This window comes from Kluyvera genomosp. 3 (assembly GCF_011765685.1).
Classification (GTDB): Bacteria; Pseudomonadota; Gammaproteobacteria; order Enterobacterales; family Enterobacteriaceae; genus Kluyvera; species Kluyvera georgiana_A.
The window spans coordinates 4,244,396-4,257,097 of sequence record NZ_CP050321.1 but is presented as its reverse complement, the minus strand read 5'-3'; the positions used below and the strand labels follow the sequence as shown (position 1 = coordinate 4,257,097).

The 12,702-nt window shown below is 53.9% G+C and carries 8 protein-coding genes; 6 read left to right on the top strand and 2 right to left on the bottom strand.

The window, feature by feature from the left end; genetic code table 11:
• The first annotated feature begins 397 nt into the window (after positions 1-397).
• The 6 genes from carA (at position 398) to GY169_RS19865 (ending at position 9,926) form a co-directional block, all read left to right on the top strand.
• On the top strand, positions 398-1,546 hold the full coding sequence (carA, locus tag GY169_RS19890) for a glutamine-hydrolyzing carbamoyl-phosphate synthase small subunit (RefSeq protein ID WP_163448221.1): 1,149 nt from the start codon (positions 398-400) through the stop codon (positions 1,544-1,546).
• A gap of 18 nt (positions 1,547-1,564) precedes the next feature.
• Positions 1,565-4,789, top strand: a complete 3,225-nt coding sequence (gene carB, locus GY169_RS19885) for a carbamoyl-phosphate synthase large subunit (RefSeq protein ID WP_167576849.1) — start codon at positions 1,565-1,567, stop codon at positions 4,787-4,789.
• 193 nt (positions 4,790-4,982) lie between these two features.
• A complete protein-coding gene (locus GY169_RS19880) occupies positions 4,983-5,747 on the top strand; it encodes a transcriptional regulator (RefSeq protein WP_163448223.1) in 765 nt (254 codons plus the stop codon).
• Positions 5,748-5,757: 10 nt separating this feature from the next.
• The gene (locus tag GY169_RS19875; RefSeq protein ID WP_167577348.1) at positions 5,758-6,222 is read left to right on the top strand and encodes a hypothetical protein; all 465 of its coding nucleotides are present in this window, start codon (positions 5,758-5,760) and stop codon (positions 6,220-6,222) included.
• 287 nt (positions 6,223-6,509) lie between these two features.
• Entirely contained in the window at positions 6,510-7,121 is a 612-nt protein-coding gene (locus GY169_RS19870) for a helix-turn-helix transcriptional regulator (protein WP_167576847.1), read from the top strand.
• 75 nt (positions 7,122-7,196) lie between these two features.
• On the top strand, positions 7,197-9,926 hold the full coding sequence (locus GY169_RS19865; protein WP_167576845.1) for an autotransporter outer membrane beta-barrel domain-containing protein: 2,730 nt from the start codon (positions 7,197-7,199) through the stop codon (positions 9,924-9,926).
• 61 nt (positions 9,927-9,987) lie between these two features.
• Here GY169_RS19865 and celB read toward each other — a convergent pair whose 3' ends face one another.
• On the bottom strand, positions 9,988-11,337 hold the full coding sequence (celB, locus tag GY169_RS19860) for a PTS cellobiose transporter subunit IIC (protein WP_223803329.1): 1,350 nt from the start codon (positions 11,335-11,337) through the stop codon (positions 9,988-9,990).
• A 49-nt stretch (positions 11,338-11,386) separates the two neighbouring features.
• Positions 11,387-12,691 carry a 6-phospho-beta-glucosidase gene (locus tag GY169_RS19855; protein WP_167576841.1) on the bottom strand — a complete coding sequence of 435 codons (1,305 nt, stop codon included), beginning with the start codon at positions 12,689-12,691 and terminating at the stop codon, positions 11,387-11,389.
• Positions 12,692-12,702: the final 11 nt, after the last annotated feature.

Genomic DNA, 12,702 nt, shown 5'->3' with positions numbered 1-12,702 from the left:
CAATATTTTATTGCCCTTTATTTTATCTTGTTTTTGTTGCTTTTGTATTCAGATGCTTATTTTTATAAGATATCTACCTTAAAAGTGTTGGTTAAATGTAAATTTTGACCATCTGGTCTACTTTTTAAGGCGTCCTCTCATCATTTTACAGTCTTTCTGCTCCGCAAGCGTTTTCTCCCATGAGTTAGTTGATCTTTTTGATACCTGGAGGCGGCTTGATTCGCCAGTGGCGCAAAATAATAATAAAAATTGCCCTTTGAGGTAGACTTTTGCCGAGGCTGTCACTAGAATGCCGCCGTTTGCCAGAAATTCATCGGTAAGCAGATTTGCATTGATTTGTGCCGTTGTTATGAATTAATATGCAAATAAAGCGAGTAAATATTCTCTGGAGGGTGTTTTGATTAAGTCAGCGCTATTGGTTCTGGAAGACGGAACCCAGTTTTACGGTCGGGCCATAGGGGCAACAGGTTCGGCGGTTGGGGAAGTCGTTTTCAATACTTCAATGACCGGTTATCAAGAAATCCTCACTGATCCTTCCTATTCTCGCCAAATCGTCACTCTTACTTATCCCCATATTGGTAATGTCGGCACCAATGCCGCCGATGAAGAGTCCTCTCAGGTTCACGCTCAGGGTCTGGTTATTCGCGACCTGCCGCTGATTGCCAGCAACTATCGCAATACTGAAGACCTCTCTTCTTACCTCAAACGCCATAACATCGTGGCGATTGCCGATATCGATACCCGTAAGCTGACGCGACTGCTGCGCGAGAAGGGCGCTCAGAACGGCTGCATCATCGCAGGCGATAACCTGGATGCTACGCTGGCCTTAGAAAAAGCCAAAGCGTTCCCGGGCTTAAATGGGATGGACCTGGCAAAAGAAGTGACCACGGCTGAATCCTACAGCTGGACGCAGGGTAGCTGGACGCTGGCGGGTGACCTGCCGGAAGCCAAGTCCGCAGAAGAGCTGCCGTTCCACGTGGTGGCCTACGATTTTGGCGCCAAGCGCAACATCCTGCGCATGCTGGTTGATCGCGGCTGCCGCCTGACCGTGGTACCGGCGAAAACCTCCGCTGAAGAAGTGCTGGCGATGAATCCGGACGGCGTGTTCCTGTCTAACGGCCCTGGCGACCCGGCACCGTGCGACTACGCCATCGACGCGATTGAGAAATTCCTCCAGACCGACATTCCGGTATTTGGCATCTGCCTCGGCCATCAGCTGCTGGCGCTGGCGAGCGGTGCGAAAACCATCAAGATGAAATTTGGTCACCACGGTGGTAACCACCCGGTGAAAGACATGGATAAGAATGTGGTGATGATCACCGCGCAGAACCACGGCTTTGCGGTTGATGAAGACTCGCTGCCAGCCAACCTGCGCGTGACCCACAAATCCCTGTTCGACGGTACCCTGCAAGGGATTCACCGTACCGATAAACCGGCGTTCAGCTTCCAGGGCCACCCAGAGGCGAGCCCAGGCCCGCACGATGCGGCGCCGCTGTTCGACCACTTTATCGAGCTTATTGAGCAATACCGTCAGTCCGCGAAATAATCAGGAGTAATAAGAGCCATGCCAAAACGTACAGACATAAAAAGTATCCTGATTCTGGGCGCGGGCCCGATTGTTATCGGTCAGGCGTGTGAGTTTGACTACTCCGGAGCCCAGGCGTGTAAAGCGCTGCGCGAAGAGGGTTATCGTGTAATCCTCGTGAACTCCAACCCGGCCACCATCATGACCGACCCGGAAATGGCCGATGCCACCTACATCGAGCCGATTAACTGGGAAGTGGTACGCAAAATCATCGAAAAAGAGCGCCCGGATGCGGTGCTGCCGACCATGGGCGGCCAGACCGCGCTGAACTGTGCGCTGGAGCTGGAGCGTCAGGGCGTGCTGGAAGAGTTCGGCGTAACCATGATTGGCGCCACCGCCGATGCGATTGATAAAGCAGAAGACCGTCGTCGCTTCGATGTGGCAATGAAGAAAATCGGCCTCGACACCGCGCGTTCCGGTATCGCACACACTATGGAAGAAGCGCTGGCGGTTGCCGCTGATGTGGGCTTCCCGTGCATCATCCGGCCTAGCTTTACCATGGGCGGCACCGGCGGCGGTATCGCTTACAACCGCGAAGAGTTCGAAGAAATCTGCGAACGCGGTCTGGACCTCTCGCCAACCAACGAGCTGCTGATTGATGAATCGCTGATCGGCTGGAAAGAGTACGAGATGGAAGTGGTGCGTGATAAAAACGACAACTGCATCATCGTCTGCTCTATCGAAAACTTCGATGCGATGGGCATCCACACCGGTGACTCCATCACCGTAGCGCCAGCGCAGACCCTGACCGACAAAGAATACCAAATCATGCGTAACGCCTCGATGGCGGTACTGCGTGAAATCGGCGTAGAAACCGGCGGTTCTAACGTTCAGTTTTCGGTGAACCCGAAAGACGGCCGTCTGATCGTTATCGAAATGAACCCGCGCGTCTCCCGCTCCTCGGCGCTGGCCTCGAAAGCTACCGGCTTCCCGATTGCCAAAGTGGCAGCGAAACTGGCGGTGGGTTACACCCTCGACGAACTGATGAACGACATCACCGGCGGCCGTACGCCGGCCTCCTTCGAGCCGTCTATCGACTACGTTGTCACCAAGATTCCACGTTTCAACTTCGAGAAATTCGCTGGCGCTAACGACCGTCTGACCACCCAGATGAAATCCGTCGGTGAAGTGATGGCGATTGGTCGCACGCAGCAGGAATCCCTGCAAAAAGCGCTGCGCGGTCTGGAAGTGGGCGCCACCGGTTTCGACCCGAAAGTGAGCCTCGACGACCCGGAAGCGCTGACCAAAATCCGCCGCGAGCTGAAAGACGCGGGCGCTGATCGTATCTGGTATATCGCCGATGCGTTCCGCGCAGGCCTCTCCGTCGATGGCGTGTTCAACCTGACCAACATCGACCGCTGGTTCCTGGTGCAGATTGAAGAGCTGGTGCGTCTGGAAGAGAAAGTGGCGGAAGTGGGCATCAACGGCCTCGACGCTGATTTTCTGCGTCACCTGAAGCGTAAAGGTTTCGCCGATGCGCGTCTGGCGAAGCTGGCGGGCGTGCGCGAAGCGGAAATCCGCAAGCTGCGCGACCAGTACAACCTGCACCCGGTCTACAAGCGCGTGGATACCTGCGCGGCGGAATTCGCCACCGATACCGCCTACATGTACTCCACCTATGAAGAAGAGTGCGAATCTAACCCGTCCGTTGACCGCGATAAAATCATGGTCCTCGGCGGCGGCCCGAACCGTATCGGTCAGGGTATTGAATTTGACTACTGCTGCGTCCACGCCTCGCTGGCGCTGCGCGAAGACGGTTACGAGACCATTATGGTCAACTGTAACCCGGAAACCGTCTCCACCGACTACGACACTTCCGACCGTCTGTACTTCGAGCCGGTCACCCTGGAAGACGTGCTGGAAATCGTGCGCATCGAGAAGCCGAAGGGCGTTATCGTGCAGTACGGCGGCCAGACCCCGCTGAAGCTGGCGCGTGAACTGGAAGCCGCAGGCGTACCGGTTATCGGCACCAGCCCGGACGCCATCGACCGCGCGGAAGACCGTGAACGCTTCCAGCACGCGGTTGACCGTCTGAAGCTGAAGCAGCCGGCGAACGCCACCGTCACCGCCATTGAACAAGCGGTTGAGAAGGCGAAAGAGATTGGTTACCCGCTGGTGGTGCGCCCATCCTACGTACTGGGCGGCCGCGCGATGGAAATCGTCTACGACGAAGCCGACCTGCGTCGCTACTTCCAGACCGCGGTCAGCGTGTCTAACGATGCGCCGGTGCTGCTGGACCGCTTCCTTGATGATGCGATTGAAGTGGACGTTGACGCCATCTGCGACGGCGAAATGGTGCTGATTGGCGGCATCATGGAACACATCGAGCAGGCGGGCGTACACTCCGGCGACTCCGCCTGCTCTCTGCCAGCCTACACGCTGAGCCAGGAAATTCAGGATGTGATGCGCCAGCAGGTGCAGAAGCTGGCCTTCGAGTTGCAGGTACGCGGCCTGATGAACGTGCAGTTTGCGGTGAAAGACAACGAAGTCTACCTGATTGAAGTCAACCCGCGTGCGGCGCGTACCGTACCGTTCGTCTCCAAAGCCACCGGCGTTCCGCTGGCGAAAGTGGCGGCGCGCGTGATGGCCGGCAAATCGCTGACCGAGCAGGGCGTGACCAAAGAAATTATCCCGCCGTACTACTCGGTGAAAGAAGTGGTGCTGCCGTTCAACAAATTCCCGGGCGTTGACCCGCTGTTAGGGCCAGAAATGCGCTCTACCGGGGAAGTGATGGGCGTGGGCCGTACCTTCGCGGAAGCGTTCGCCAAGGCGCAGCTGGGCAGTAATTCCACCATGAAGAAACAGGGCCGTGCGCTGCTCTCCGTTCGCGAAGGCGACAAAGAGCGCGTGGTGGACCTGGCCGCTAAGCTGCTGAAACAAGGCTTCGAGCTGGATGCCACCCACGGTACCGCGATTGTGCTGGGCGAAGCCGGTATCAACCCGCGTCTGGTGAACAAGGTGCATGAAGGTCGTCCGCACATTCAGGACCGTATCAAGAATGGCGAATACACCTACATCATCAACACCACCGCAGGTCGTCAGGCGATTGAAGACTCCAAGCTGATTCGCCGCAGCGCGCTGCAGTACAAAGTGCACTACGACACTACCCTGAACGGCGGTTTCGCTACGGCGATGGCGCTGAATGCAGATGCCAAAGAGAAAGTGACCTCTGTACAGGAAATGCACGCACAGATTAAAAAATAAGTGCAAGCAACAAAAAACGCCGGGCATCTGCCCGGCGTTTTTTTTATCACATCTACGTAGCAGAATGACGACCAATACAGTACGTTATCGTAATTCTGGATGATAAGGTAACGTGCCGCAAAGCTGTGCAGAGCTATACTTTACGGTATCGATAAATCCTCTCCGCGATCCGCTTTGGCATGGTAACAATACGATGTTATGGATAATTAACGGCAATATAGAGTTCAATCCGGAGAGGAATCGTCTGGCGTCATTATCCCGGCCAGAGCTTACCGTTATTCTGACCACCCCAGCCAGCCGCTGTTTACATCTTTTACTGGAAAACGCCCCTGCCGTTGTCGCACAGCAAACTTTCTTTCAAAAAGTGTGGGAAGAGGGCGGCATGGTGGTGCCTGCCAATACGCTTTACCAAAACATCTCTATTATTCGCCGTGGATTACGCACCGTTGGTGAAACAGAAGATACGCTGATTACCACCGTCCCACGTAAAGGTTTTCAGATTGAACCTGGGGTGGATATTTTAACCATCAACAAGGCCGCTGCACAGGAAAGCGAAAAAAAAGCGTCGCCTCCTCGGCCGTTACCGCGCCGTCACTTTAAACGTAATATTGCGCCACTGTGGATGCTCGCATCGCTGATCGTCGGCATGGTTCTGGGATATATAAGCTGGCAGACCGTTCCAGATAAAAATTTTTACGATCGGTACGCATTGGTGGAAACGGCGCAGGGTTGTCATTTCTTTTCCAGAAATGAAGATATCAGCAGCGTAAGCCGATTTGAAAGTTATAAAACAATGATTCTCAAAACGGGTATGGATTGTCAAAAATACCCGTGGGTTTATTTCCTCTCTGGTAGTCACATCCCAGGGTTGGTGGCGCTGATTTGTCAGCGCCCTTATAAGACGCGCGGAGATACCGGCTGTATTACTCTTTTCTTCCGTGGAGCGATGCATGAGTAGACGATTGCTGTTGTCGAGCTGTCTGGCACTGCTGTTTCTGGGCGCAGGAATGGGGCATTTTCTTCATTTGCGTATGGAAAGAAACCGCGATCCAGAGAAATGTACGGCCCCCGTAATGGTGTTTTATAAAAACACCAAAGCAAATTTGACGCTGGATTTTATGTATTCGCTGGAAAAACACACCGGGGTGGTGTCCGTCAACGGGACGTATTACGTCGATAATAAAGTCAGTGACGTTATCCGCCGTGATGTTTCCTATACATGGAGTGAAAACAAAGATAGCACCCACTTTGTCTCGAAGGATATCAATAAGGTGACGCGTGATGAAACGCTACCGGATGCCGTCATCGCAACGATTTTACCCGACTTTTATGTCTATCCGGGTAAAACGATCAATTACACGATCCTGACACAAGGCCACCGTGGCTTTATGTTTACCATCGGCAAGCGTCCGGTGTTCCTCTGTACACATTAATTCTGGCGACATCCCCTATCGCTTGCTGTTGATATGACAGGTATAACCCCCTGGTGTTGGGGGAGCTGGGTTTCATTGTAAAATGCAATAAATACAAACAGATACTTCATTTAAGAATTCATATAAGAACTTTATAAGGCTTAATAACAGGACTTCACTTCAGGCTTTTCGGAGTTTTATTTATATTTCATCGCCATCAGCCATTGGTTGAGTAAATAGATGATAGGTAGTGGTTCATTTATTTATTCATGGGATATTAAGAGAACATACGAAAGGCATCATATTGAATGGAAAAAGCACGTTCGAAAGCTGTTCGTTGCATCAGCTGTGAGTTAGCCTGCCAGCTATTTCCTGATGCCGATCTGCGAACTCAGTATTGTTGTAATACTGAGTTTGCCATTTGGCCAGAGGGGAATTCCTTTCTGAAAAGAGGCATCATTGAAAGGTTATTGCTAAGCAATAAAAATCATTTATCTAAAGGGTTTATCTTTGTTGATTTTTCTTTACCAAACTTGCGGGCTTTTTCTCAGCCGCAATGGCTTGATTGGTTGGCCAATAGCGGTATGTATATTGTTATTATTGCTGATAGTAGCCTCACTCCCCTGGCTAACTATTGGTTTTTGAATAATGATAACGTTCATGGCGTTATTTACGCTGATGATGATGTTCTGGTGCAGCAACAAAGCATTCATCGTTTATTTACCGGTCGGCGTACGAATATCAAGCGTGGGCGCACGTTGAACGCTGCAGAGTTTCTCTTGCTGAATAGTTTTATTTCAGGAGTCGGTATTCAGCAGGAAATCAATATCAGCAGTATTAATAAAATCTATGCGTATAAACGTAGTCTCGAGAGCAAATTGGGACAGCGTATTCAAACGATTTTATTAAATATTCTATAGCCATATTTTTATTCATATTGTCCACGTCATTGCGATGTGGAGGACGCTCTACGCCCGAATGCAGGAGGCAAATAAATGCGTACCCCCAAGTATTACTCACGAATTGCTCTCGCGATATCAATCGCATTAGGCTCAGTAGTCTATCCGGCTCATGCAGCCTGGGTCGATATTGATAGCCTACCTTCCAGTGGACTGGTGAGCCAATTGCCACCAGAGCTACAGGCGCTTATTCCGGCTCAGGCGAATGCGAACTTCGCCAAAACCAGCACCATGCCGAATTACGTTTATCAGTGGAGTGCAGGTACTATTCCTGTATATGGCAATAATTTAACGCTCAATGGTCCTGGGATGGAAGCGTTTGAGCATTCCCTGACCGTCATTCAAAATAGCGCCACAGGAAGCCCAGGCGTTATTTTTGGCGACGACCTGACGATTCGCACGCAGTCGAAGAATGCCGCGAACAATGGTAAAGATGTCGATGGTATTCGCACTCATGGGGCAAATACTCCGAGTAACCCGGTGTTCATTATTACTGGCGACCGAACCCGCATCTACGTGGATGGTCAGGATGGTGATGGTATTAATGCCGGGTACAACTCGCTGAGCCAGGGCTGGACGGGGTCGGCCAATATTTATGTCGGCGACGATCTGTACATCAAAACCACCGGCAGCCAGGGGCGTGGCATTACCGCTAACGCCATGAGAGATGCATCACTGGCTAAAAATACGATTATCGTCGGCAATCGTGCGCACATCGTGACGACCGGCAGCGGTTCGGAAGGGTTACGCACCGGACAAAGTGGTTCCTTGATCCGTTTGGGTGATGACGCCACTATTGAGACCCTCGGCGACTCTTCAACGGGGATTTACGCGGCTTCTTCTTCCACAACCGAGCTTGGCAACAACGCCACGATTACGGTGAACGGGGCCAGCGCGCACGGGGTATATGCTACTAACAGTACCGTTAATTTGGGCAATAATGCCGCCATTAATGTGAATAGCGCCAGTAAAGCCGCCTCATACAGCAAGGCTCCTCGCGGTTTATATGCAATCTCTCGCGGTAGCATTAACCTGGCGGGTGGCGCGACGATCGCCATAGCGGGCGACAACAGCAGTGAAAGCTACGCCATCAGTACTGAAACTGGCGGTATCGTTGACGGCTCCGCGGGGGGGCACTTCCGGGTTAACGGTGATATTCACGCCGCTGGCGCGACTGCGGCTACCAGTACGTTGTCGCAGCAGAACAGCACGATTACGCTCAATATGACGGACAACTCGCTGTGGAACGGGGCGTCGTATATCACCAGCACCACGGCGGGCACTGGCGTAATCTCTGTACAAATGCGCGATGCGACATGGAATATGACCCATAGCTCAACGCTTACCGACCTGACGCTGAACAGCGGTGCGACCGTTAATTTTAACCATGTCGACGGCGAGCCATGGCAGACGCTGACTATCAATGAAGATTATGTCGGCAATGGCGGTAAGCTGGTCCTGAACACCGTGCTTAATGGCGATGGCTCTGAAACGGACATGCTGAAGGTTCTTGGTAACACCTCGGGTAACACATTTGTCGCGGTGAATAACATCGGTGGGACAGGCGCGCAAACCCTCGAAGGGATTGAAATCATCAACATTGCAGGCAATTCCGACGGTACTTTTGAAAAAGCGAGCCGTATTGTTGCCGGGGCCTATGACTACAACGTGGTTCAGAAAGATAAAAACTGGTATTTGACCAGCTACATTCAACCGAAAGATCAGGAGCCTCCTGTGGACCCTGACCCAGTCATTCCTGAGCCAGAGGAGCCGACTCCGCAGCCGGTCACTGAGCATCAGATCCGCCCGGAAGCAGGCAGCTATCTTGCCAACAACTCTGCGGCGAACACGCTGTTCATGACGCGTTTGCATGACCGTCTGGGAGAAACCCAGTACACCGATATGCTCACAGGGGAGAAAAAGGTGACCAGTCTGTGGATGCGAACTGTCGGTGGTCATGCCCGTTTCAAAGACGGTAGCGGACAGCTGAAAACCCAAAGCAATAGCTATGTGTTACAGCTGGGCGGCGACCTGGCACAGTGGAGCCGTGACGGCCTTGACCGCTGGCACATTGGCGCGATGGCGGGCTACGCCAACGGTCAGAGCCGTACGCAGTCGTCCGCAACCGGTTATCATTCCCGTGGCGAGGTCAGCGGCTATAGCGTCGGCCTTTATGGCACCTGGTATGCGAATGATATCGACAAGTCAGGGACTTATGTGGATACCTGGGCGCTGTATAACTGGTTTGATAACAAGGTGATGGGACAGGATCAGGCGGCTGAGAAGTACAAATCTAAGGGTATTACCGCCTCCGTTGAAGCCGGCTATAGCGTTAAATTGGGCGCAAGCGAAGGCAATAGCTACTGGCTGCAGCCGAAAGCACAGGCGGTGTGGATGGGCGTGCAGGCTGACGATCACCGCGAAGCGAACGGTACCCGCGTGAAGGATAACGCCAGCGGTAATCTGTTGACTCGCCTGGGGGTCAGAGCTTACATCAAGGGCCACAACGCTATCGATAATGGCCAGTCACGAGAGTTCCAACCGTTTGTGGAAGCGAACTGGATACACAACACGCAGGCTGCCAGCGTGAAAATGGATAACGTGAGTAACGATATGCGTGGCACGAAGCATATCGGTGAACTGAAAGTGGGCGTGGAAGGGCAAATTACCCCGCGTCTGCAGGTATGGAGTAACGTGGCGCAGCAGGTTGGCGATAAAGGTTACAGCGATACCCGCGGTATGCTGGGCGTGAAGTACGGTTTCTGATAAAGGAAATCTTTTGTAGCCCGGCGGCGCTTTGCTTGGCCGGGCTACGGTTATAGGTGAATTACTGTTCCGTAGCTGGTGTCGCCGCTGCGGTCTGCTGCGTTTTACTCGCCATCTCCTCGCGATATTTCAAATTATCCCAGATGCGGAAGAACGGGTAATACATCACCAGCGAAATCCCGAGGTTGACGATTTGCAGCACCGAGCCGGAAATATGCCCGCCGGTCGCCAGGTAGCCACTGACCACAATCGGCGTGGTGAACGGCAGCGCAATGCCCGCCGGTTTGGCGACTAAACCGGTGGTCATCGCCACGTAGGAGACAATCACCAGCACCACTGGCGTAAGGATAAACGGCACCACCAGATACGGGTTCATCACGATCGGAATGCCAAACACCATGGGTTCGCTGATGTTAAACAGGCTGCCCGGCGCGGCAATTTTACCCAGCTGTTTCATCTGCACGCTGCGGCTGCGTAAGATCATAAAGATAACCAGCCCTAACAGCGCCCCGGTACCGCCCGGCGCAATCCACAGGTCGTAGAACTGCTGGGTGATAATGTGGGGAATCGGCAGGCCGTTCTGGAACGCTTCCAGGTTTTCGGACATATTGCTCAGCCAGACCGGGCGGATAAACACCAGTACGATGGTGTCGCCGTGCAGACCCAGCATCCACAGAATGCCAATCAGCAGCACTGAAATAATCATCCCCGGCAGCGAGCCGCCGACGTGGCTCATCGGAATACCGACCAGCTCGGTGATCATGGTATTGATATCGCCAAACGGCGTCGCTTCAACCAGCAGGCGCAGCGCCAGCACCACCGCCAGCACGCAGAAACCCGGGATCAGCGCGAGGAACGATTTTGCCACCGCCGGCGGTACGCCTTCCGGCATGCGGATGACCAGGTTGCGGTCGTTGACGAAGCGGTAGATTTCGGTGGAGAGCAGGGCAATCAGAATTGCCACGAACAGCCCCTGACTGCCAATCTGCCCCATAGGCATGACGCCTTTGACCAGCTGCGCCACGTCGCTACCCGCCGGGGTAAACATGATGTGCTGTGGAATGGTCATCACGAAGGCCACCAGGGAGACAGCCCCGGCGGTCAGCGGGTCGAGGGTGCGGTACTTCTCCGCCAGACGGTAGGCGATACCGAAGCTGGAGATCAGCGCCATGATGTCGTAGGTCGCTTTCACCGGGTAGAGCACTTTTTCCTGCCACGTTGGGCCGAAAAGCTCGGTCATCAGCGTACCGTACCCCGGCACCGGCAGATAGGCGAAGATCAGGAAGAACGAGCCTATCAACATAAATGGCATGTTCAGGATGATCCCGTCACGCACCGAAAGCACATGTTTTTGTCCGGCGATTTTGAGCGCGGTCGGTAAAACGTATTTATCTATTATCGACTTATTCACAGACACCCCCTGCCCGGCGCAGACGTTGCCGACCGGGCTATTGTTGTATTTATTGTTGGCTGAACTGCGGCAGCCACGCTTTATTGATAGTGAGCACTTCATCGACCAGCGCCGACGCCAGATTCACATCGGCGACCAGCGGGTTGGCAACCAACGCCAGCAGCGCTTTTTGCTTGTCACCGTGCACGGCGGCATCGATGGTCAGACGCTCAAAATCCTTGACCTGCTGGGTCAGGCCGTTCATCAGCGGCGGCAGTTTGCCAAAGGCCAGCGGATGCGCGCCCAGCGCATCAATCAGGCAGTTGGTCTCTATCACCGCGTCGTCCGGCAGTCCTTGAATGGCACCGTTATTGGCGGTATTTACCACCATTTCAATGCCAAGATTGTTGTGCAGCGCGTTAATCAACTGCACCGCCACTTCGGAGTAGAACGAACCGCCGCGCTGGCTCAGCTCCTCTGGTTTCTTGTCCAGATTCGGGTCGGCATACAGCTTGAACAGCGACGCTTCGACCTTCATCACCTGCTCGGCGCGAGTGCCTTTGCTGTCGGCATCCGCCAGTTCGTCTTCCAGCATGGTGCGGGTCTGCCAGAAATAGCGGTGATACGGGCAAGGAATGGCGCGCAGCGCGCGCAGTAGCTCCGGTGGCCACGGAATGGCCTTGATATTGTTCATCGACAGCTGCTCGCCGTCGCACAGCATCTCGATAACCTCGTCGGTCGCATCGCGGCCCGCCGCCAGCACCTGATGTACCCAGACCATATGGTTCAGGCCGGCAAAGCGCAGCGAGACGTCCCCATAAGGCAGCTTGAGCATATCGGCAATCATGTGGTGCATGGTCACCGGCACGTTGCACAGGCCAATGATCTTTGCCTTGCTGTGGCGCGACACCGCTTCAGTAACGATACCTGCGGGGTTGGTGAAGTTGATGATCCATGCGTCAGGCGCCAGACGTTCGACGCGTCTGGCGATATCCAGCATCACCGGAATGGTGCGCAGCGCCTTGGCGAAGCCGCCAACGCCAGTGGTTTCCTGGCCCAACAGTTTATGGCTCAGGCCCAGACGCTCATCGGCGGCGCGGGCCGGTAGCTGGCCTACGCGCAGCTGGGTGAGCACAAAACTTGAGCCTCTGATGGCGTCGTCCGCATCGAAGTGAACCGAGACTTTTACCGCCTCCAGCCCGTTGCGATCGAGCATGCGACGAGAGAGCGCCGCGATAATTTCAACTTTTTCGCGGCCCGCTTCGACATCAACCAGCGCCAGTTCCGCCATTGGCAGGGAAGCATGACGCGCAATTAATCCTTCAACCAGTTCCGGGGTGTAGCTGCTGCCCCCGCCAATCACGGTAATTTTCATCGCTTTCTCCT

Excerpts from the sequence above, each read along its gene's own strand:
- GY169_RS19880 (WP_163448223.1), top strand. The coding sequence starts at position 4,983 with ATGTTATGGATAATTAACGGCAATATAGAGTTCAATCCGGAGAGGAAT.
- GY169_RS19865 (WP_167576845.1), top strand. The coding sequence starts at position 7,197 with ATGCGTACCCCCAAGTATTACTCACGAATTGCTCTCGCGATATCAATC.
- GY169_RS19870 (WP_167576847.1), top strand. The coding sequence starts at position 6,510 with ATGGAAAAAGCACGTTCGAAAGCTGTTCGTTGCATCAGCTGTGAGTTA.
- GY169_RS19855 (WP_167576841.1), bottom strand. The coding sequence starts at position 12,691 with ATGAAAATTACCGTGATTGGCGGGGGCAGCAGCTACACCCCGGAACTG.
- carB (WP_167576849.1), top strand. The coding sequence starts at position 1,565 with ATGCCAAAACGTACAGACATAAAAAGTATCCTGATTCTGGGCGCGGGC.